Source organism: Anaerosporobacter mobilis DSM 15930, assembly GCF_900142955.1.
Taxonomy (GTDB): Bacteria; Bacillota; Clostridia; order Lachnospirales; family Lachnospiraceae; genus Anaerosporobacter; species Anaerosporobacter mobilis.
The window spans coordinates 135,591-159,015 of the sequence record NZ_FRCP01000019.1; the positions used below are offsets into that span (position 1 = coordinate 135,591).

A 23,425-nucleotide genomic window follows, 5' to 3' on the forward strand; every position below is an offset into this window, starting at 1 on the left:
TTCTTTTTACTTAATTTGGTATAATCTCTTATAGCTGAGACAATATTATACTAACAAGTGAAGGAGAGTATGCATGAAAGTCTTTATTAAATACGTACTAAAGAGCATGACAGAAAAAAAAGGACGGTTCTTATTATTACTCATTGCAATCGCAATGAGTACGGGACTTGTAGTAACAAGTACTGGTTTAATTGACATCATTCTTGATAGTTTACTAAAACCCGTGGTTGCTTCTTATGAAAAACAAGACCTAGTAATTGAACCAAACGATAAGGGGTTATCGTTTTTTACTTGTAATGAAGTGAGTACTGCTGGCATTGAACCAGAGAGTATCCTCAAAGAAATCATCTTGAATGGAACCATTACAGACAATATTGACACAGACGATGAAACCTCGCGCACTGTAACCATACGGGCAAGAGACACTTCTAAGATTCCACTGGAGCAATTAACTGATGGAAATCTAGATACCTTCAATGGTAGCTCGTGTATTATATCGGAACGTATTGCAAAAGAACGTAATTTAAGTTTAGGCGGTACCATTACCATAGTTATAGCAGGTGTCTCAAAAGAACTAACCATAACTGCAATCTCAGCACCAGATGGAGCCTTCTATAATGATACGCCGAACTCATTTTCTATGTTTCTTCCATACGAATATCTTGCAAATGAATTAGGAGTGAAAGGACAATATAACTTCATTACTGCTAAAGCTTTAGATGGTGGCATAGATCAAGCAATTGAATCTTTTAATTCAGCTAACAAGGATTTTAATGCTACAGAACTTTTTGATATGGATCAAGTGAAAGAACAATTCTCAAGCTTTAGTAGCATACTTTACGTAATGCTTCTTATCGTAGTCGCTATGAGTTCCATTATTATCTATAGCACCTTCAAGCTTATTATAACAGAGCGACTAACTACCATAGGTACATTCCTAAGCCAAGGTGCAACTACTGGCAAAGTAAAATTCATCTTACGATTAGAAAGTTTCTTCTACGGTGTTATTGGTGCTTTGCTTGGTAATGGTCTAGGAATACTTGCTTTGTATGTTATTACTAGATCCATTTCTCCACTAAAAAAATACGGTATTTATGAGGCAGTTACTATTAAGCCAAATTATATGATTGCGGGAACTATCTTCGCTATATTATTATCCTTACTATCTTCTTATTTACCAGTTCGTAAGATTAGTAAATTACAAGTTAAGGATGTCATTTTGAATGATGTTCGTGTTTCCATGCATATAGGATATAAGAAATTCATTGTTGGTTGTTGCTTACTTGGTGCTTCTTTACTCCTTTATTTCTTTGGTGGAGACTTAACGATCAACTTATCGCCTATATTAATGATTGTTTCACTAATTGGAACAATACTTGCTTATCCGAAGGTGATTGACTTGTTATCGATACTCTTAAGTAAATTATGCCGTGGTAAGAATAAATCCTTATTCTTCGCAACTAATAATCTTCGTACATCGAAGATCTTGTTAAGTAATATCACTCTAATCGTAATCTCAATATTATCTATTCTAGCAATTACTTCTGCTGCTAAGAGCGCTACTGATGTAGTTGTTGATGCATATGAAGAACTAAACAGTGATATTGAAATCTATAATATATCAACAATTCGTGAAAATGACGAACAATCGGTAACCGACAAGCTGACAGAACAACTCATTGATTTGGGTGTTAAAGCAGAAGACATTAATTATGTTGATTACGAATACGCAACTGTCTATCTAAGTGATGATGAAGAAAATCAAATGTCAATTCCTTTACAAGGTATTGATTTAGATACGTATCGTGCATATAACGGTTATTTAGAACTGGATAGCAAAGCGTATAAAGAAGGCTTGGAACAATTCCGTACAGATTCTAAGGGCATCATTATGACAACTGCCTTATTAAAAGGAACGAATAAGAAAATCGGTGATACCGTATTAGTAGAATGCAATGGTGTAAAAGAAAAATTGACAATTGACGCAATAATTAACGCTAAGCTGTTTAATGGTGGAATAGTTAGTTTTGTTAGTCATGAAACAATGAGGAACTTATTCAATGTACCGTCTTCTAATCAGATAACCTTCGTTACAGATTCAGATATAGACACTTTCGTTCCAAAACTAAAACCAATTATTCGTTCCATTGGAGCAACGTTCATAACAAAAGAAGAGATGCGTAAACAAAATATAGAACAGAATCAAATGATGATGAATGCATTAAGTATCTTTTCCTATCTAGCAATTGTAATTGCAGCACTTGGAATTATCAATAATGTATCCATTAGCTTCCTACAACGAAAAACAGAGTTCGCAGTATTATCCTCTGTTGGTATGGAGAATTCCTTACGACGACGTGTATTGCTAATTGAATCTGTTGCTTGTGTAACTTGGGGTATGGTCATTGCTATCCTATATAGTTTGTTTGGTATGTCATTAGTGGGCAAGATTATGTCTCTGGTAGGATTTCCATTAGAAATCTCATTATCGTTTGGTTCCCTACCAACAATCTATCTCGTATCTTTATGTATCGTTTTACTTGCTACTCTACCAGTTATATTCAAGAGTAAGAAATTATCAATAATTCAAGAATTAAAATATGAATAAATATGACTAAAATGTATACAAGAATGAAAGGAGCATCACTATGAAAGTAATTGAAGCTATAAATTTGAATAAAACATTCGTTAACGGTAAAGAAGAATCCCACGTACTCAAGGATATTAATCTAACGATACAAAAAGGGGAATTCGTCTCCATTATGGGACCTTCCGGAAGTGGTAAATCTACTCTTCTGTACCTTCTTGGAGGCCTAGACAAACCAACAGGTGGGTCTGTTATGTTAGAAGATACAAACCTTGGTACCATCAAACACAAAGAAATGAGCAAGCTTAGAAGAAGTAAAATTGGATTCGTATTCCAGTTTTATAATCTAGTACCTAATTTAACAGTAGAAGATAATATCTTACTCCCTGTTATACTAGATGGGGAAAATCCTAAAAAATACGAAAAGAAGCTCGCTGACATCTTAGATACGATTGGCTTGTCTGATAAACGAAAATTAACTCCAAGAGAATTATCAGGTGGTCAACAACAACGTGTTGCTATTGCTAGAGCACTTGTATTCGATCCAGATATCATCTTCCTTGATGAACCTATCGGAAATCTTGATTCCAAAACTGGTAAAGAGATTATGCAGCTTTTTCAAAAGATTAATATCAAATACAACAAAACACTCATACAAGTTACTCACTCTTCAAAATCTGCAAAATACGGAACCAGCATTATTCGCTTGGTAGATGGCCAGATTGTTGAACATGTTGATGTATGCGATGAGGATGTTGTTACCGTAACCGCATAAAGAAAACAGGCAATTTTCAGATGTAGATCCCTACAAAGAGGGCTCCATTGAAAATTGCCTTTTATATTTACCTATGAGTATTTAACTTGAATCGTGCAACCATCTCTCGTAATCCTTCTGCCTGTGCAGTAAGTTCTTCTGAGGCGCCTGCACTTTGTTCTGAAACTTTAGACTGTCCTTCAATTACTTTAGAAATCTGCTCGATTCCTTTAGAAACTTCATCCAAAGCATTTGCCTGACTACTGGAGGCTTGCGATATTAAATCAATATTCTCTCCTAGTTCCTTCGCCTTAGTTACCGTCTTACTTAACAACTTTGCTGTCTTATCAACTTTTGTATTACCTAATTCTACGGCTCTTAATGAAGCTTCAATGAATATATTAGAATTGTTCGCTGCTGTTGCACTCTCAGCTGCGAGCTTACTAACTTGGTCTGCTACTACCGCAAATCCACGGCCTGCTTCCCCTGCTCTCGCTGCTTCGATCGAAGCGTTCAATGCCAATAGATTCGTTTGTTCTGCAATGCCTTCAATCGTTTGGATAATCTGAGAGATTTGCTTTGAAGATTCTGAGATATCATTCATGGCAGAAACAACTGCTTCCATCTGTGCGTTTGAATTATTAAGTTCATCTCTCATAACTCTTGCTAGACGATCCGCATTGCTTGCGTTATTAGCTGTTCTATCTACTTCATCGAATATATTCTCAATGGTTGCCTGTAATTCTTCAATGGAACTAGCTTGATCAGCAGTGCCCTCCGCTATCGCTTGCGCCGTAGATGCAATTTGCTGTGAACCACCTGCTACCAAATCAGCAGAGAGATTGGTTTGTTTCATGAAGGAATTCATATTCGTTAATATATTTAAAATAGATTCTTTTATTGACTTTAGTTGACCAGCATAATCAGCCGTTAGGGATACTGTTAGGTCTTGATTTGCAATTCCATTCAGTGCGAAACTAACTTCACTAATCATTTCATTCAGATTCTGCTTCATCTGTACGATTGATCCAACCATCTCTCCAACCTCCGTCTGATCAACCTCCATATCAAACTCTTGTGCAAAATCCCCCTTCGAGATATGTTCCATCTGTCTCTTCACTCGAATAATAGGATTAAGTAACTCTTCACTAGAGAAACGAAGGAATTTGCCAACAAGAATAAATAACGCGATTAAAACAATGATAACATCTATGTTGGACCAGTAAGCTAAGAATGTAGATCCACTAATTCGAGAATTAAAACGTTTTGCTACTTCATTTGATAATTGATCTATACTCGCTTCTAATGCTTTATTAGCGTTCTCATAATCAGAGCTGAAAATCTTATTCATTGCCCCCTCTAAATCACCACTAGCCATTAAAGCAAATATATCTTTATTCATAGCAAGTAACTGTTGATATGTACTATCTGCTTCTTCTAAAAACTTCTTTTCGTTTCCCTTTAATCCAATAGCTTTCATCTTCTGAACAGCTAAGTCAACCGTACCATCTGCTTTTACTAACGCATTATATTCTTCCATGTATGTTTCATTTTTGTTTGTAATATAACATCTAGCTTTATACATCATCTGTTGTGTAGCCAACTGATATTCTTGAATCGCTGTTAATGAATTGTGTTGATTCCTAAAATTCCTTTGTAGTGCATTACTCTGTAGAACTTGAAGTACCATAATTATAAGCCCTATTGTAATACAAATCCTAAGTGCTTGTCTCCACTTTCTCATCCTAACAGATTGTTTTACTATTTTTCTACTTTTTTGTGTTTTCAATTGTAAACCTCCCCTGTAATTTTTATCTTACTATTAGGTAATTCCTTGCTTCATTTAAAAACCGAGTTTTTTTTACTTAATTTACTATTTTTCATCATATAATGTTACATTATATTACATATTCCACAAATTAACAAGCATAACTTTGGTGTATTTTTGTATTTTTTGTAATATTAAGTATTTTTCGATGCTTTTGTAACCATTTTCATGATAAAACCAATTATAGTATCAATTACATTTATTTGTATATTTAATATATTATTTCCATTATTTTTATTGAATTAATTGACAATTTCTTTTGTTTTTGTTAATATTTATTATTATTTAGTATTTTTTGTAACTTCAGTTACTTTCACGTATTACACTTGCAGTGCACTTGTTTTATCAAGTTATAAGTCTATGAACACAAAATACAATTACACAGAAAGGTATGATTGACATGACAAACTACTTACACAGCCTGTATTTACAAATCATCTCTGAAGGAACTCTCTATAAAAAAGAATTTGATGAGATCGCCAAAAATCCTGGTGATTATAACACGAATTTACTCTTGAATCTTTTACACTCAAATGCTTCCACCGAATTTGGTCAATTACATAACTTTGCATCTATTACTTCTGTAGAACAATACAAAAACTCCATGCCTATCACTGGCTATGATAATTATGAGCCCTATATCAAGAGAATGATTCAAGAACAACAAGATAACTTACTGACTAGTTATCCAATTCGTCATTACATGGAATCCTCCGGTACTCAAGGAACGGCTAAATATCTTCCTCTTTCCAATCCATCGAAAGAAATTATACATACATTGTCTAAACAACTCTTCTCTAGAATCTATGAGTTAATAGGCGATAACTGGACATATCATAAACTATTATTGTTAATTGTTCCTGCCGATAAAACACTTAATGAATATGCGGATCGCAACTCACTATCAACAGAACTTTTCATAGGAATCTTCGAAGAAAATATGTCTGATTTCGTTGTATCACCTATGCTCGCATACGAGAAAGGTAGAATAGTCGATACCCAGTACCTCCATGCTATGTTTGCACTGTTAGATGAAAATATGTGCTCCATCTTCTCCCCTTTTATGTCATTCATTCTTGAATTCATTCACTATGTCAATAATAACAAAGAAATGCTTATACAAAATATTGAGATGGGTATAATTGATGATTCTATAAATATCTCAAAAGAGGATTGCGCTACACTATTATCAACTATAAAACCAAACAAAGAAAGAGCAGCTCAGTTAAGGGAAATCTTTGAGGTTTATCCTACTAGTTGGCCCAAAAAAGTATGGCCAAATCTAGAGCTTATCTTAAGTACTTGCAGCGGTAGCTTTCTTGAATGTACGGATGTTGTCCGTACCTATGTTGGAAATGAAGTTAATATCTTGGGCTTAGGATTTGGCTCTAGTGAATGTGTTTTTTCCATGCCAGTGGAATTAAATCAAAACGATGCTGTCCTTCTACCTCATACAGGTTTCTTTGAGTTCTTACCACTTGGCGAGAATGATTATACTAAGACTTTAACTCTAGACGAAATTGAAATCGGTAAAGATTATGAAATCCTTGTAACGACTATATCTGGATTATATCGTTATCAGATGCGTGATGCAGTAACTGTGACTGGTACATATCTTAATACACCTAAGATTCAATTCTCTCATCGAATTGATCAGACCGTAAATATATTTGGCGAAAAAACTTCTGAACTTTTACTCCGGAAAATTGTTTATGATATGGCATCTGAGAATGGTTTAAGTATTCACAATTTTAGTGTTTACCCAGATACTACCTCAGCTCCTATGCGATACGTTTTCTTTATTGAGTTCTCCGATGATGCACTTCACATATCAACTAAACAGATGCAAGAGTCAATGGAAAAGAAATTAAGAGGTGCAAACTTCCTCTACGACTTATTCGCTAGTTCTGGTAAATTAGCTCCGTTAGAAATACATATATTACAAAAAAATTCTTATATCAATTACAAACAGAATTTACTGAATGAAGGTAAAAATATATCACAAATAAAACCTGTACGTATCATATCAAGTGCTAAAATTAAAGATTTCTTTCTTAAACATGTTGAGCACAAAAATGAAAAGTTGACAGAATTAATTATGAATTAACTAAGCTATTAGAAGACTGTTCGCGACTTAAAGCATGCACGTGTTAAAACAACTAATTCTATGCTATACATATCACGTAAAAAAGACAAACTTACTGGTTTTAAGCAGATTAACGGATATGATAACCCGTTCTACAAACATAAACCATTGAAAGATTGTCTTTTTTATGTTGCTTTTTATTATATTATATACTTTACTAAGCTTTTTCCCTTATATCATAATTCTTTCATATCCTGATTGTATCATCATACTTTCATACCTTGATTGTATCATCATACTTTCGTGTCTAGCTTCTATTACAATGCTTTAATATCTTGAATTAATTTCTCAACGTTTTCTTTCTTCGTAGCCCAACTCGTACAAAAACGTACGACACTTTTGTTCTCGCCAACCTTACACCAGAAAGTAAATGAATAACTCTTTGCTAATACTTCTAATTGCTCATCCGGAATGATTGGAAATTGTTGATTTGTAGTTGAATCATACATAAATTCGTATCCTTTATCCTCGAATGCCTTACGAATCTTAAGTGCTAAATCCACTGCATGCTTGGATATATCAAAGTATAAGTTTTCTTCAAATAAGGTTCCGAACTGAATACCAAGAAGCCTTCCTTTTGCCAATAATCCACCTTTTTGTTTTATGCTATATCGGAAGTCATTTTTTAAGTACTTATTCTTAATAACTACAGCTTCTCCGAATAATGCTCCTACTTTCGTACCTCCTATATAGAACACATCACAATAATCGGTGATATCCTTTAGCGTAACATCGTTTTGTGGTGAAGTTAATCCATAACCAAGCCTTGCACCATCTAAGAATAGAGACAAACCATGTTCTTCACATGCCTCTCTAATTGCGTTAAGTTCTTCCTTCGAGTAGATTGTACCCGTCTCTGTTGGGAAAGAGATGTAAACCATTGCCGGCTGAACGAAATGTTCTCTCGAAACGTCTTCTCTATGATCAATACACACCTTAGTTATCTGTTTCGCACTGATCTTACCATCTGTACTTGGTATCGTTAATACTTTATGTCCTGTTGCTTCTATTGCACCCGTCTCATGGCCACTTATATGCCCACTATCTGCTGCGATTACTCCCTGATATGGACGTAGCATACTAGATATAACTGTTAGGTTTGTTTGGGTTCCCCCTACTAAAAAATGTACATCAATGTCATCATGTTCGCATCTTTCTTTGATATATTCTCTTGCCTTCTCACAATAAGAATCCACTCCATATCCTGGAGTTTGATCCTCATTGGTATCTATTAGTCGTTGCATAATCAAAGGATGTGCACCCTCTGCATAATCGCATTCAAATCGTATCATTCGTCTGTCTCCTTCTATATGTTCTACAAATATCATACTCCTTTTTGCTACATCAAACAATAGAAAATCTTATCCTCTTATCGTATTCTTTCTACATAAATAATTCATGTTTTTGTTTACCTTCCTAGTATAAATCATATTTATAAACATTACACTAATCTTAGAAAGCATAAAAATCAGTACCACCTTACGTTAATAAGGAGTACTGATTTTTAATGCACTATGATTCCAGCGTCAAACGTTTGATTATTCTATTTCATATAAATGACAATGAATTATTATTCATATACTTATTGACTATTTTACAACTGCAATTGTTTTCATAATCATATCGAATGTAGCTTGCATGTCTAATGAAGTAACCGTATCATCGTACATGTATGTAACTTCAATGGAATGCTCATTAACGTACATATCATAAGCAATATAGGTGAGTCCTTCACTCTTGAAGGTAATATATATTCCATCACCAAGAGTAGTCTTTACATCTTCCTTTTTGTAATCTGTTATTCCAGGAGTATTTGCAACAACCTCTAATTGACTATTCACCATTTCAGCCCATAGTTCATCTGTTATTTGCTGACCTTCCAGATTATTGTTTGTCACAAGAACAGCTTCATGCTCGTTGTCCTTTAAACTAAGTCCCATCATACTTACTGTGTCTTGTGTTTGGCTTTCATATACTACGTTGCTTGGAACTGTGAAAGTTATATTATCTAATGTACAAGTTTGATTATCAGCTTTCTTAGCAGTTACTGTTACTTTGCAAGTATATTTTTTACCATTTGACTTTGCTGTTATGGTAACTGTACCTGCAGCTTTGGCAGTAACTTTACCACTCTTACTTACTGTTGCAACGGACTTCTTACTTGATGACCAAGTAACGGACTTCTTAGTTCCAGTTAATTTTAATTGCTTCGTCTGTCCAACCTTTAATGATACTTTGGTTTGAGATAATTTCACAGTAGCTGCACTTGCAACTGTTGTTGTATTCATTGAAGGTAATGCAGCTGGTGCAGATACTCCCATTGCAAAAGCTAACGCTAATGCCATAACCTTTGTTCTTAATTTTTTCATGTAATCTCCTCACCTTTCTTTACTAAATAACTTAAACTGATTGAATACGTTATTTTGTTATTTTATTCACGTACTCTTTCATTATAATACTAGTTGTTACATTTTACCATGCGAATTTTATTAATATTGGATTAAAATTAGATTGCCTTTATTTTTCATGTTGTTCAAAAATCTCTTTCACCTTATGATACGCTAACTTTTCTCTACGATAACAATCTACAACGCCCTTATTATTCTGTGTTTTAGGCCTCACGTTTGCCCATTCCGTATCTACTCTACAATCGCAAAACTGCCAGATAATTACACCACTGAACCTCGAACTATGAAAAATACCTTCTAGTTGCTGCGTTAACAATTCCTCCTGCCTTTCTTCAGACCACTTTGCATGTGTTCTATCTCGGAAACCATAAATAGCACCTGCACCGACCTCACTGACTAACATAGGCTTACCAGCTCCCCCTTGCGATTCAGCCCATCTAACCGCATCTACCAAGAATTCTTCCGTTGTTTTATCTGTATACCAGCCTGGATACATATTTAATGAAACAATGTCCACCAGATTAAAACATACTTCCTGATCATAATTACACGCTGCGTAAGTCACTGGTCTGACATTATCTAGAGATTTCATGTATTCAATTAATTCTTTATAGCATTGTCGTCCAAATTCAGTATAATCACAAGATTCATTCAAAAGTCCCCATACAAATATAGAAGGATGATTATAGTGGTTCTCTATCATCTCATATATAGATAGTTTTTCTTGTTCCATAAAAAGCGGGTGCCGCATCGCTTCCTCCGGAAGACTTCTCGCGTGAGCTTCCTCCCATACTAGTATCCCATTCTCATCACATAAATCCAGAAAACGTTCATCGTTAGGATAATGACTAGTTCGTATACAATTCGCTCCCATATTCTTAATTAATTCTATATCAAGATACATAGCTTGTAATGGAACCGCACACCCATAGTCCGCATAATCTTCATGACGGTTAAATCCCTTTATGATAATTTTCTCCCCATTTAATAATATATCTTGTCCTTCTATGCTAACTTCTTTAAATCCAATCCGATCTATGTAATCATCTATTACCTTTCCAGCCATAATAATGGTTGCATTCAGCATATATAGTTTGGGATTTTTCGGTCCGTATGCTTCAGCGGTTGGAAACTCTTGTTCAAAAACAATCTCCTTCTCTTCTTCTGATTGTAATAAGACCTCTTTCTGCAGTATTTGTCCCGCCAATTCCACCTCAACTGTAGTAACTTGGGATTGTTTCGTTAGATTAACTACGGCTGCCTTAATATTGCCACACCATTTTTGCTCCTTCTTATATGGCAAAAAATGAATTTGTCTAATATACACTGCATCCAACTTTTCCACAACCACTGGTCTGGTAATACCACCATATGAATAGTAGTCATTCGGTCTGTTTAAGGAAGCTTCCTCATGAAAGGAATTATCGATTTGTACCTGTAATTCATGACTTCCACTTTCTTGTTCCTTTAATATATAATCAAATGAACCATACGCTCCATAATGTTTCCCTATTAGTTTACCATCCAGACTAACTAGGGCAGTATGGCTCACTCCAGAGAATTCAATCCGAATATTCCCTTTTGCCTCAAATTCTGTTTTCAACATGGCTTTTCCCTTATAGGATATTAACTTAGGATTCGTTTCGATACAACAGGGAACTGGGATTCTATCCACATCTACTCCCTCTATATTAAGATCCCACATTTCTGCTAACGGTATACTTTTTCTCACTCTGTGTTGTGTAAATATTCTTGCCATTGTGTTACCTCCCGATTACTATTCTTTCATGTTTTTACTGTAGTATTATTTTACTTATTAAGCATGATTAATGAAATGCTCAAAAGTATAATATGATGTCATAAAGTACTGTATTTCTTACATAGAACTGATATAATTGAAATAATAGGCAACCTTAAAACACAGTATGTTGTCAACATGGAAAAAAGTAGTTCGCAATTACCTAAATTGAAATAAACAAAAAGGGAGAATGTTTCTTATATGTATAACTACGAATTGATTGATAATTTAACATCCAATCTTTCTATAACATTAAAACTCAGTTACAAAGTAACTCACGATGTAAATTGGTTGGAACATAGAACCAAAACCGAATATACAATCTGGACCATTATTACAGGGAATGTATGGATAATAATAAATAACAAGGAGTTTCTTGCTAAATCAGGTGATATACTATTGTTTTATCCAGGGGATACATACACTGCTCATACTGATGAAAATGGCTGTAGTTTCATCTATAATCGTTTTCGATTAGAAATGGGCTCTACTATAGACATTATGTCTACCATAAATATGTCAGGTATTATTCCTGGGTTCTACATTAAGGCATACGCGGATAAATTCTGTGAACGTTTTTTATCTTTGTATACTTCTCCCCAGCATATTTCACTAGAGCTCTATTCAGAGTTTCTATATTACCTCTCTAGAGTGCTTACAGTAGGAAAAAGATACGGTATCTTCTTTTACACAGATTCAAACTACAACAGGAAAATACCAATGATTGATACCATACTTCATTATATCAACGGACATTTTACAGAACATATATCTGTAAAACAACTGTCCGAAATGAGTAACTTAAGTGAGAAATATTTTATTGCTTCCTTCACTTCCTTATTAGGAATTTCACCAAAACAATATATTATTGAATGTCGTATGAAGCTAGCTTCTGAGCTCTTATGTGATCCTAACACAAAAATCGGTGCTGTAGCTGCTATTGTAGGGTATTCAGATCAATATTCTTTTTCTAAAGCTTTCAAAAAATATTTTGATGAAAGTCCCACAGAATTTCAAAAACAATTTATCTATTAATTAAAACAAAGATTGCTAATCTTTATTGATTTTAATATTACTATATAGTAATATACCATTTAGTAGTTTATTGTTATGATTAATTATTCATACTTTTATTTATAATTAAAATTATCTCTATTTAGGAGGTGAAATCATGCCCGATATGCCTGTTGGAATACTATTAGCTCAAATCAAGCAACTGCAAGGTAGAATTATCGAAAAGAAATTGAAGGCTTATAGCAGTCAAGACTTGAATGGTTCCCAGATTAATATTCTTTATCAGCTTTGGCTAGAAGATAACATTACTATTAGTCAGTTAAGTACACGTACGAATTTGGCAAACACAACATTGACCACTATGTTGGATAGATTAGAAAAACAAGGGCAAATTATTAGACATAGAAATGAGAATAACCGACGTGAAATTAGGATTCAATTAACAGATTCTGCAAAGAATCTTAGGAAAGATAGTAATCTAGTATTGCAGGAAATGCATGAGATTAATTTCAACGGCTTTACTAATGAGGAAGAGGACTTAGTGTACTCTTTACTTTTACGAATGAAACAAAATCTTGAAAATGAGGATGGAATTTATGGACACAAAAAGTGATAACAAATTAGGTACTGAAAAGATTGGTAAACTGGTTTTCAGTCTTGCATTGCCTGCTGTCATCGCGCAGATGGTTAATGTACTTTATAACATAGTCGATCGTATGTATATCGGTCATATTCCTAAAATAGGATCAACTGCACTAACTGGGCTTGGTGTATGTTTCCCAATTCTTATGCTTATATCAGCATTCAGCGCTTTCGTTGGTTCTGGTGGAGCTCCGCTCGCTTCTATTCAATTAGGAAAAGGGAATAAAAAAGAAGCCGAAAAGATTCTTGGTAATGGTGTAACTATGTTACTTGCTTTCTCCCTTATATTAACCTTTGGATTTATGATATTTAAAGAGCCTTTATTGTATGCCTTTGGAGCAAGTGATAAAACATTTACGTATGCCAATCAATATCTGACAATTTATTTACTTGGTACTATCTTCGTACAAGCTGCCATTGGTTTGAATACATTTATCACCTGCCAAGGGCAAGCAAAGGTAGCCATGTTTTCTGTCTTAATTGGCGCAATAATTAATATCGTACTCGATCCAATCTTTATTTTTGTTTTTGATCTTGGTGTACGAGGTGCTGCACTTGCTACTATAATTTCTCAAGGTTGTAGTGCGATATGGGTTGTCGCATTCCTAGTATCAAAACGTTCTAGTTTAAGAATTAAACTATCTAATCTAAAACCAAATTGGAAGATAATTGGTGCTATCGCTGCACTTGGTGTCTCACCTTTCATTATGCAAGCGACTGAAAGTTTAATTAATATTGTATTTAATAGTGGCTTAAAACATTATGGCGGAGATGTATACGTTGGTTCCATGACAATCTTACAAAGTGTCATGCAATTATTCGTTCTACCAACACAAGGTATTACCATGGGAACACAACCAATTATCAGTTATAACTATGGTGCGAAAAACCATCAACGTGTTAAAGATGCTTTCAAGTACACACTGATCGTCACCGTTATCATAACTATTATGGCAACAATATCAGTTGCTCTTTTCCCACAAGTATTTGCTAGGATGTTTACTAGTGATCAGGAATTAATTGCATTAGTTGTAAAAGTTCTTCCTATTTTTATGGCTGGAATCTGGATTTTTGGTGTTCAGATGGCTTGTCAATCAGCTTTCATGGGAATGGGACAAGCAAAGATATCACTTTTCTTAGCATTACTGCGTAAAGTAATCTTGTTGATTCCTCTTGCTATAATTCTACCTAGATTTACTGGAGTTATGGGAATCTACTATGCAGAACCAATAGCTGATATCTTAGCTGCTATCACAACTGGTACATTGTTTGCTCTTAGCTTTAAGAAAATATTAGCTAAGGCATAATATGCTATACGACTCGTACTCAGATTACATGATTTGATGTTTAGATTCTGCTAAGGAATCATACAATTTATTTCTTTTGCCAAACGAACTTGATACTATGTAATTACAGATATTATAAGCGTAATCTTCGTTAATTTTGCTTATATTAAGTTTAGTTGTAATTACATAAATCAGGAGGGATCAATATGAATATTGTTTTAATCCTAATAGCAGTTATTGGTGGAGCAGTTGGTATCTTATCAACCTTATATTGTACCATTAGTATGATAGCAGTAATTATATGGAAGATATATCGTAAAGCAAAATATCATATTTCTATGTTCGATTAGGCAGTGACATCATCATGTAATAGATTTGTGTAAAAGAACGAAAATAAGAGCCAGCCCTTTTATTTTCGTTCTTTTCACGCGTTTAATAATATTTTGAATTTTATATTTTAATATAACAAAGGATAATTATATATTATGAAAAAAACAAATGATTTAGGGCAAGATTCTATCTTTCCACTTGTATGTAAGCTTGCAATACCAACTATGATTGCACAACTAGTTAACGTTCTCTATAGTATCATCGACCGTATGTTTATAGGCAATATACCCGTTATAGGTGACCTTGCCTTGGCTGGTGCTGGGGTTTGTGGTCCAATAGTAACACTACTCTCTTCTTTTGGTACATTAGTTGGATTAGGTGGCTCCATCCTAATGGCAATGAAACTAGGTGAGAAAAAAGAAAAAGAAGCACAGAACATACTTAATAATAGTTTTTTAATGTTAATAGTTTTATCGCTTACTCTTACTATTGGCTTCTTACTATCTAAAGATGCCTTGTTAATACGCTTTGGAGCAAGTCAGCTAACATTCTCGTATGCAGATACCTATCTCACGATTTATACATTTGGGACCTTTTTTGCCCTTCTTGGTATTGGAATGAATTACTTTATTACCTGTCAAGGTTTCCCATTGATTAGTATGGCAACCGTTATTACTGGTGCAATCAGTAATATAATACTAGATGCCGTCTTTATCTTTGTATTTGACTTAGGTATTGCTGGTGCTGCTTTAGCCACTGTACTATCACAGATGTTATCTTGTTGCTTAACATTACTATTTCTCTTTAAGCCTGGGAGATTTCGACCGTTTAAATCAAAACCACAGATTTCAATTGCCTTTGGTAATTACTCTCTTAAATTAGCTAAGAAAATCTTAGCACTTGGCTTCTCTCCATTTGTCATTCTATCAACAGATAGCTTAATTATTATTGTTATGAACGCTGCCCTACAACATTATGGAGGATCTACAAATGGAGATCAACTAGTCTCTGCTGCTACAATTATTCAAAGCTATATGTTATTAATTACAGGTCCTATGGTGGGGATTACCGGTGGTACCCAAGCTATTATTAGCTATAACTACGGTGCGGTTAATACCAAACGTGTAAAACAAGCAGAGAAAATCATCTTAGCTCTTACGGTATGTTTCTCCACAATTATGTTCCTTGTATCAAGATTCTTACCTCAAGCTTTCGTTCACATCTTTACAAGTGATGTTGAATTAATTAAGTTATCCACTTGGGGAATTCGTGTCTTCACACTTGGAATTATACCTTTAAGTTTTCAATATGTTTTTGTAGATGGATTGACTGCACTTGGTCGCACAAAGACAGCGCTTACCTTGTCGGTATTACGTAAAAGCCTCTATATAGTATTTACATTAGTAATACCTATCTTCTTTCAAACCAAAAGTGCTTTCTATGCAGAACCATTATCCGATGTTTTGTGTTCTTTCATAACAACCATCATTTTCTTACTGGTATTCTCAAAGCATCTTTATAGGAGAGAAAAATCATTCTCTTGTAACGATTCTCTTCTTACACCATAAACTAATATAGGAAATACTATGATGTAAGGAGATAATTAATGGACAGACGTAACGACAATTGTAATTTTGATTACATGACGGATAGTTTCGGTAGGCCAATTCCTAATGAAAACAATTCTCTTACTGTAGGAAGCAATGGACCAGGACTTATCGAAGATGTTGTTCTTATCGATAAAATGGCCCACTTTGACAGAGAAAGAATACCGGAACGTGTTGTTCATGCAAAAGGTGCTGGTGCTTTTGGCTTTTTTCAATCCTATCGTTGTATGAGCGATTATACAATGGCGGATTTTCTACAAACACCAAACGCAAAAACAAAAGTATTCGTACGTTTCTCAACTGTTATCGGCTCAAAAGGTTCTGCTGATACAGTAAGAGATCCAAGAGGATTTGCAGTAAAATTCTATACCAATCAAGGCATCTATGATATTGTAGGTAACGACTTACCAGTATTCTTTATCCGTGATGCAATACGTTTTCCTGATGTTATTCATTCGCTTAAACCTTCACCAGACACCAATTTGCGTGACCCACAGCGTTTCTGGGACTTTGTTTCGCTCATGCCTGAAGCAACACATATGATCACTTGGTTATATTCCGATCGAGGTACCATCAAGGATTATAGGCATGTTGATGGATTTGGTGTAAATACGTACATCTGGGTTAACCGTCGCGGAAAACGTTGCTTAATTAAATATCACTGGAAGACACAGCAAGGAATTGAAACAATTGATCGTTTTGAAGCGGAAGAATTATCTGGTACAAATCCTGATGTTGCAGTTCAAAATCTCCACAATGCAATCGCAAGTGGAAAATTCCCACGTTGGGAACTGTGTGTACAAATTATGGACCCTGACAAAGTAGAATGTCTTGATTTTGATCCGTTAGATGATACGAAAACTTGGCCAGAAGATCAATTTCCATTAATTCCAGTTGGAATGATGACCTTAAACGAAAATCCAAGCAACTTCTTCGCGCAGGTTGAACAGTCGGCTTTCTGCCCAGCTAATATTGTTCCAGGTGTTGAATTCTCAGCTGACAAAATGTTACAAGGAAGATCCTTTTCTTATCATGATACCCAAAGACACCGACTTGGAACTAACTTCATGCAATTACCAATCAATCGTTCCATCAGTCCAATTGACAATAATCAACGGGATGGTGAGGCTACTTACTACTTCAATCCAGAACCAATCAATTATTCACCAAACAGCCTTAACAACAACAAACCGCTTCCTTATCCAATTCCAGTGCCACCACCAACTGAAGCTTGTGGCTTTGTTGTAAGAATTCCAATTGAGAATCCTAGTGACTTCAAGCAAGCTGGTGAACGTTATGAATCTTTAAGTGATGTAGAGAAAGCACATCTTATTGATAATATTGCTGTTGAACTATACAAGTGTAAAGATGATATTGTAAATCGTACATTAAATAGTTTTGTTAAAGCTTCTAAAGAATTCGGATATCGGGTTTTAGAAGCAGTAAAAGAATACCGAAACCAAACGTAGTTCACTCGCAACGCGCTTTCGCTTGGATAAAGTTCGTAGTGGTACATAAGGTCTAAAATACAGAGCCAAAGTACCAACGACTTCATACACCTGCTCATCGAACTACGTTTGCCATAACATTAATCAAGTTTTATATGAATTGACGATGCAAGTTTTCTAGAGGCCTTTACACCCGAATCAAATAGAAAAAAGAGCTACGAAAATCTTATCGATTTATCATAGCTCTTTCTTTTATAACTTACCTTCATAAATCTCTTTCTTATCACGTGTAATACAAAGATATTCATTGGCTTCAAGATTGTCTAATAACCCATGATGGTCTATTTTAATGTTTAACCATTCCTTTAAATCCCGTCTTTCCTTAGTGCTTGATATCTGATGAATAAAAACCGCATATACCTCAGATCTAATGTTCTTTGGAAGTTTGGATATTCCTTCCTCTATTAACACAATTGACTCACCATATTTCATAGAAGCCAATATGTATTCCGTTATTGTCACTACTGCATTCTCTTCCCAAGATGCTATCACCCCAGTCCCTTTGCTTAAAATACGTCCCATATTCTCTATTACAATCACATGATTACTACTATAATCCGTTCTTCCCTGTGATTTTCTCATTGCCATGCATCTCAATAAATATAGTAATGTGAAGAATTTACGGTCAGCTTCATTAACCAATTCTTCCAGTTCAATACTCATATTTCGTTCCATTAACGAAGTAAGATTCATACTATGCTCAGAACCTAAGAGAATGCCTTTCTTCCCTATTGTCCAGCCATTAAGTGCCTCTCTTGCTCTTGATAAACATCTAAATTGTATCTCTTTATCCGTTATCTGTTTTTTAATTATTTCTTCTGTTTTAAGTAGAATGTCGAGGAAAGTCGGGAATGCTTTTACCTCCTTGGTATAAGCTTGTTTTCCGAATTTATCATTGCTATTCGTAGATAGATTCCATCCGAGTGCAATATACGATTCATAGATAGCACTCTTTATCATATCTATTAATATTGGATCAAACCCATAACAATGAATCATATTTGCTAATAAAAGTTCTACATGATTATCAATTAATTCATCTGGAAAAAGTTCAAATGGGTTCAGTTTCAATGTCTTACCAGCACTGGTTAACACTGGATACCTTTCTATTTTTGGCGTTCCTTTAAACATTCTACTATATCTTCCCGAATCAAACTCTATCAATGTGAATGGTCGATCAATTTCTAATAGTATATTCTTAAGCGACTCTTCTTTACCACTATGTCGTTCCCCTATTATTAATAGACCCTGATGCAGCTTTTTACGATCCAAATCAGGGAAAGCTGAATGATTCAACGATGTAATAGAGAGTTCCGACTTTTTCTCCTTCTCCCTTCTACTTACAAACGTTGAACTTGATGTTTTAAGTGGCAGTGTCACCATATGCCTCAATTCCTTGCTAGATATCCAATTACCTCCGTATATATAATTACCCGATATAAATTGTGAGTATGCACTTCTTGCAAGAACTTCTTGATCCGAAAATGGGGTGGTTATATCATTATTCGAATAGAAATACTTTGGTATTTGAAAGTTCACAATGTTGTTATATTGGTTCGTGTTTTTGTATAGTATCGTTTCTGTTATAGGAACTTTACTAACGATATCATATTCATTCATTCCTCTCCATGCGGCTACTGCTTTCGTAAGTTTCGACTCATTTCCAGCGAATACAATTGTACTACACACATAGATTCCCCTGATTTCCCCATATAATAATCTTGAATTCACAATATCGATTAGATATCTATTCCATGAGCTAACTGCTTGGTTGGTATACCTCTCTGTTACACTACAGATATTGGTACAAGAATCTCTATTATTAACTGCCAATCTATTGTTCGTAGAGCAGGAATTAACTCTTACATTTGCCCTAGTATCTTGCCTATTAATACTGGCTAATGTGAATTCCTTTTGTCCTTTACGTAACCCAGTTTCTATCTCCTCCACATCACCAAAGATTAAACCTTCGTCTTCTTCTAATGTTTGTTGTATTCTTAACTCATTCCCATCTTTCTTCCTTACACCAAGTGAGCGACCCGGATTATCAAGATACCTCATAATCTTATCTCCCACATCTATCACATTCTCCTCTGTAATCTTATACTCAGCTTTTGGATAAGGAATAGTATAACCTGATCTACAATACGATTGTTTCTTGTTTTGATGATTTTTTCCCAACAATGAAAAACCAAAAGGATTTCTTCTTCTACCAGAACTCATACTATTTTGAGACTCTTGACTATCTATCTCTGCTATAGTTACAACAGATTTGTTTTCCACTTGTGGTGTAAGTTTTGTATCCTTTGATACTTCTCTAGATTTTTCTTGCACTTTTTGCTTTAAACACAAGTTATCCATTAATTCCATTAACTCATTATTCGTAACACCCTTATTAAAGAATGAGTTTTCTAATTGTTGCAAAGAACCTCTCTCAAATCTTAGAGAACCACCTTCTGATGTGGTAAACAACTGAAATAATAATTGCTCCGATGCCGTATTCGTTCTGGTAGTACTATTAGCACGGTTTTTATCAAGGAAAGCGGCTACTTCATTCACATTACTTTTTTGTCTAATCTGCGAAAAATCAAGTAATGGTGCAAGCATATCTAACACAGATTGTTGCTCACATACAATTTCATTAACTTTATCCTCTGACAATGGTTGTGCTAGAACCATTACAAGAAACGATTCTTGTGCCATTGCATTCGCAAAGCGGTCCATACCAAGTGTTGTTGAGCTAGAGCTAATCACACCTGGAACTCCTTCTAATACCGCACAGGATTGTTCTCTAAGTAACTCCCTATGTAGTGTTTGCTTTTCCTCTTTGGTTAGCTCGGCAATACTTGAGCCTGGATAATTAACTTCAAAATTAGCCACTAAAATGTCTTCACCCTGCTTGATATCACATAGAATATCACTCTTGTGCTTATCTGTATTAAGTACTGGTGCTACCCCATAATAATAATGGATCTCTGTACCTGTTCCTTGCATAAGATAGACGCATGTAACCGTTTGAGAATGCATTGCATCTAAAACATTCTCAATTGCATGCAAATTCTTTGATATTGAATCATAAGTCTGATTTGTAACTTCAAAGAGTCGTATATCCCTTATATCTATACCACAATTGGTATTACATTGTAATTTTTTATTCGAAGCAAGATACATAGAAGACATATTCTGCATCTGTTCAAACACATCACAACTATTCATTTTCAATCTACCCACCTTACAAAACATTCCTTTATACTATATGATAGAACTATCAAAAATACGTTTTTTCTTTATAGTCATAGTACAACATTACAGCTACATATATTATTACAAAATAACGATAGGGAGAATAATATGGAGTTTCAACCTAGTCAACAAGATGTTAATGAATTGATAAACGTAATGTTTCATGACGAGTTACAATACTTCAATGCCTCCTTTGACATTGTAAAAAACGAAGTGATTCCCAGCATTGCCCAATCACTTGAAAGTTTACAACGTGCGGAGCAAGAATACAGAAATGGCCAAGGTATACGCGAAACGCGAATTGAGACAATTAATGAAAATGCAGATAATGTAACAAGTAATTATTTCATTCCAGCTTGTAGAGCCATACAAAAGAAAATTAGTAAATACTATGAATTTGTCAATGAAGAATACGAACAACTTCTGTTATCGCTTAATGCAGCCTTTGCTAGTGCACAGAATATGATTACCTTTCAAACGGTATGGCAAAATTATGAAAACCAACTACAAGATTGTATTTCTAAGACTACTGATAACATACAACAAGAGGAATCGCAAACACCATAGTATTCCTAATGTATCTGTTGGAGCAACCAACTGCTTATATGTAATCATACAGGAGGTGGACTATTGAACGTAAACAACAAACGTTATCAGGCAAATAATCAGGCACATGCGAATACGATTCAAACAACTAGTAACAACTCACTCTGCCAAGCAGATTACTCGAGTCGTGATTCACGTAACAATCAAGGCGTCGTTTCCTGTTCAAAAGCTATAGTAAGTGTACCACAAGCTTTTGCACAAACCAAAAGTGGGAGGCTTTTTCAATCTACATCTGACGCACTTCCTGTTATTGGTAACAACAATATCGTTTTACAACTATGTAATCCTTGTTCATGTAATACAACTGCATACGTATCCTCTGTAATATGTGCTAACCATTCACCATCACCTATTAGCTTGAAAACCTTCTTCTATGGAACAGTTAACCCAGATCTACTAAAAACCAGACCTGCAGGCAACACGAATATGTATGTCGACTGTTCTTGTAGACCCAAAGCATGTTTCCAATGTGGTACACGCATTGAGATATGCAATGGTATATTAGTTTCAAACGTAGTGGTAAATGGATATGATACATTCACAGAAACAATTGATGGTACTGTGATACTCTCACCCGACAGTTCTGTAATCTACGAAATCTGTTCTGTGAACTGTTCGCAAACTGCACTAGCAAGTGTATCCCTAAGTTGGTGGGAAGTTCCTACCTGTGAAGAGTTGATTCGGTGTTGTCTATAATACCTATCCCTATTGACTTCCAATTGTTACACAAAAAAAGATATGAAGCTAGGATTCATTCACTAGTTTCATATCTTTTTCTCATGTAATAGTACTCTTCCTATAGAACATTTTGTCAAAAAAAATATATAATATAATGAACAGCTTTTTCCTCAGGAAGTCGTGCCTGCTATAAGAAAGGAAATAGAATAGGAGGCTGGTATTTTGAAACAGGATTATGATTTTATCGGAAAAGAAGTCTATATGACTAAAAGATTCTCCTTTAGTGCAGCTCATCAGTTAAGCGGTTCTACCAGACACAACGATCAATTGCATGGACATAACTATACAGTTAGTGTTACCGTTAAAGGTTTTTTGAATAAAGATGGTTTTCTTATTGACTTTGATAAATTCGAGTCATTACTCTACACCCATGTATTCTTTAAGCTTGATCATAGTGTACTGAATGATCACCTTGAACCATTAAATCCAACTGTTGAAGTACTAACGCTTTACCTCTATAACGAGATAGAAACTTGTCTACGTATATGTGAATGTACAGAAAATTTAAAGATAGCTGAAATTACCGTTTATGAAACTGATTCCTTTAGTGCAACAATAAAGTAAGCTTGTGTGAAATTTAGGGGCTGTAAAAAAACTCCCCTAAAGAAAAAACGCTGCCGTTCATAGAACGTACAGCGTTTTTCTGATATAATTAGTTATGCGATTAACTAAAAAATCTAATATTAATTCTACACCAAGACAGTTGAAATTACCACTGGATTTAGAAAAAATAATTGATTTTTCTGATCCTGTGTACACTTTTGGTGATGTAATGGATCACATTGACCTAACAATATATTTTGCAGAGGAAGGCTGCAAAACAGGTCGCCCAAGATGTGATGCACAGAAATTACTTAAAGTGATACTGTTTGCATTTATGGAACATGGAATAAGTTCCTTGAGAGATATTGAAAAACTATGCAGAAATGA

17 protein-coding genes and 1 pseudogene are annotated in these 23,425 nt (G+C 34.7%); 13 read left to right on the forward strand and 5 right to left on the reverse strand.

Translation table 11 applies throughout. From position 1 onward, the window contains the following. Window positions 1-73: 73 nt before the first annotated feature. Window positions 74-2,608, forward strand: a complete 2,535-nt coding sequence (locus BUB90_RS17990; protein ID WP_073289920.1) for an ABC transporter permease — start codon at window positions 74-76, stop codon at window positions 2,606-2,608. A 40-nt stretch (window positions 2,609-2,648) separates the two neighbouring features. Continuing rightward, window positions 2,649-3,362 carry an ABC transporter ATP-binding protein gene (locus tag BUB90_RS17995; RefSeq protein WP_073289922.1) on the forward strand — a complete coding sequence of 238 codons (714 nt, stop codon included), beginning with the start codon at window positions 2,649-2,651 and terminating at the stop codon, window positions 3,360-3,362. A 67-nt stretch (window positions 3,363-3,429) separates the two neighbouring features. On the opposite strand, the gene BUB90_RS18000 is transcribed toward BUB90_RS17995, so the two are convergent. Next, a complete protein-coding gene (locus tag BUB90_RS18000; RefSeq protein WP_073289924.1) occupies window positions 3,430-5,130 on the reverse strand; it encodes a methyl-accepting chemotaxis protein in 1,701 nt (566 codons plus the stop codon). 439 nt (window positions 5,131-5,569) lie between these two features. Here BUB90_RS18000 and BUB90_RS18005 point away from each other — a divergent pair, with 439 nt between their 5' ends. Continuing rightward, a complete protein-coding gene (locus tag BUB90_RS18005; RefSeq protein ID WP_073289926.1) occupies window positions 5,570-7,276 on the forward strand; it encodes a GH3 auxin-responsive promoter family protein in 1,707 nt (568 codons plus the stop codon). A gap of 296 nt (window positions 7,277-7,572) precedes the next feature. Here BUB90_RS18005 and BUB90_RS18010 read toward each other — a convergent pair whose 3' ends face one another. From BUB90_RS18010 to BUB90_RS18020, 3 genes are all read right to left on the reverse strand, one after another. After that, window positions 7,573-8,607: a threonine aldolase family protein gene (locus BUB90_RS18010; RefSeq protein WP_073289928.1), complete on the reverse strand. Its 1,035-nt coding sequence runs from the start codon at window positions 8,605-8,607 to the stop codon at window positions 7,573-7,575. 297 nt (window positions 8,608-8,904) lie between these two features. Continuing rightward, window positions 8,905-9,684, reverse strand: a complete 780-nt coding sequence (locus BUB90_RS18015) for an Ig-like domain-containing protein (protein ID WP_073289930.1) — start codon at window positions 9,682-9,684, stop codon at window positions 8,905-8,907. A 148-nt stretch (window positions 9,685-9,832) separates the two neighbouring features. After that, complete coding sequence (locus tag BUB90_RS18020) at window positions 9,833-11,482, reverse strand: glycoside hydrolase family 2 protein (protein WP_073289932.1); 1,650 nt, start codon at window positions 11,480-11,482, stop codon at window positions 9,833-9,835. A gap of 240 nt (window positions 11,483-11,722) precedes the next feature. Here BUB90_RS18020 and BUB90_RS18025 point away from each other — a divergent pair, with 240 nt between their 5' ends. From BUB90_RS18025 to BUB90_RS18045, 6 genes are all read left to right on the forward strand, one after another. Then, window positions 11,723-12,556 carry an AraC family transcriptional regulator gene (locus BUB90_RS18025; protein ID WP_073289935.1) on the forward strand — a complete coding sequence of 278 codons (834 nt, stop codon included), beginning with the start codon at window positions 11,723-11,725 and terminating at the stop codon, window positions 12,554-12,556. 136 nt (window positions 12,557-12,692) lie between these two features. Next, entirely contained in the window at window positions 12,693-13,148 is a 456-nt protein-coding gene (locus BUB90_RS18030) for a MarR family winged helix-turn-helix transcriptional regulator (RefSeq protein WP_073289938.1), read from the forward strand. Further along, window positions 13,132-14,484 (forward strand): MATE family efflux transporter, encoded by a 1,353-nt coding sequence (locus BUB90_RS18035; RefSeq protein ID WP_073289940.1) that lies wholly within the window; start codon window positions 13,132-13,134, stop codon window positions 14,482-14,484. The genes BUB90_RS18030 and BUB90_RS18035 overlap by 17 nt, the downstream gene beginning before the upstream one ends. 185 nt (window positions 14,485-14,669) lie before the next feature. Beyond that, window positions 14,670-14,813: a hypothetical protein gene (locus tag BUB90_RS23610; RefSeq protein ID WP_170865529.1), complete on the forward strand. Its 144-nt coding sequence runs from the start codon at window positions 14,670-14,672 to the stop codon at window positions 14,811-14,813. Between the two features lie 135 nt (window positions 14,814-14,948). After that, window positions 14,949-16,361: an MATE family efflux transporter gene (locus BUB90_RS18040; RefSeq protein ID WP_073289942.1), complete on the forward strand. Its 1,413-nt coding sequence runs from the start codon at window positions 14,949-14,951 to the stop codon at window positions 16,359-16,361. A gap of 38 nt (window positions 16,362-16,399) precedes the next feature. Beyond that, a complete protein-coding gene (locus BUB90_RS18045) occupies window positions 16,400-17,869 on the forward strand; it encodes a catalase (protein WP_073289945.1) in 1,470 nt (489 codons plus the stop codon). A 231-nt stretch (window positions 17,870-18,100) separates the two neighbouring features. Here BUB90_RS18045 and BUB90_RS18050 read toward each other — a convergent pair whose 3' ends face one another. Beyond that, on the reverse strand, window positions 18,101-21,124 hold the full coding sequence (locus BUB90_RS18050; RefSeq protein ID WP_073289948.1) for a hypothetical protein: 3,024 nt from the start codon (window positions 21,122-21,124) through the stop codon (window positions 18,101-18,103). Window positions 21,125-21,259: 135 nt separating this feature from the next. On the opposite strand from BUB90_RS18050, the gene BUB90_RS18055 reads away from it, so the two are divergent. The 4 genes and pseudogenes from BUB90_RS18055 to BUB90_RS18070 form a co-directional block, all read left to right on the forward strand. Next, window positions 21,260-21,718 (forward strand): hypothetical protein, encoded by a 459-nt coding sequence (locus BUB90_RS18055; protein WP_073289950.1) that lies wholly within the window; start codon window positions 21,260-21,262, stop codon window positions 21,716-21,718. 63 nt (window positions 21,719-21,781) lie between these two features. Beyond that, a complete protein-coding gene (locus BUB90_RS18060) occupies window positions 21,782-22,453 on the forward strand; it encodes a DUF6143 family protein (protein ID WP_073289953.1) in 672 nt (223 codons plus the stop codon). Between the two features lie 204 nt (window positions 22,454-22,657). Then, on the forward strand, window positions 22,658-23,059 hold the full coding sequence (locus tag BUB90_RS18065; RefSeq protein WP_073289956.1) for a 6-pyruvoyl trahydropterin synthase family protein: 402 nt from the start codon (window positions 22,658-22,660) through the stop codon (window positions 23,057-23,059). Window positions 23,060-23,153: 94 nt separating this feature from the next. Next, window positions 23,154-23,425: pseudogene (locus BUB90_RS18070) on the forward strand (IS1182 family transposase); the annotation flags it as partial.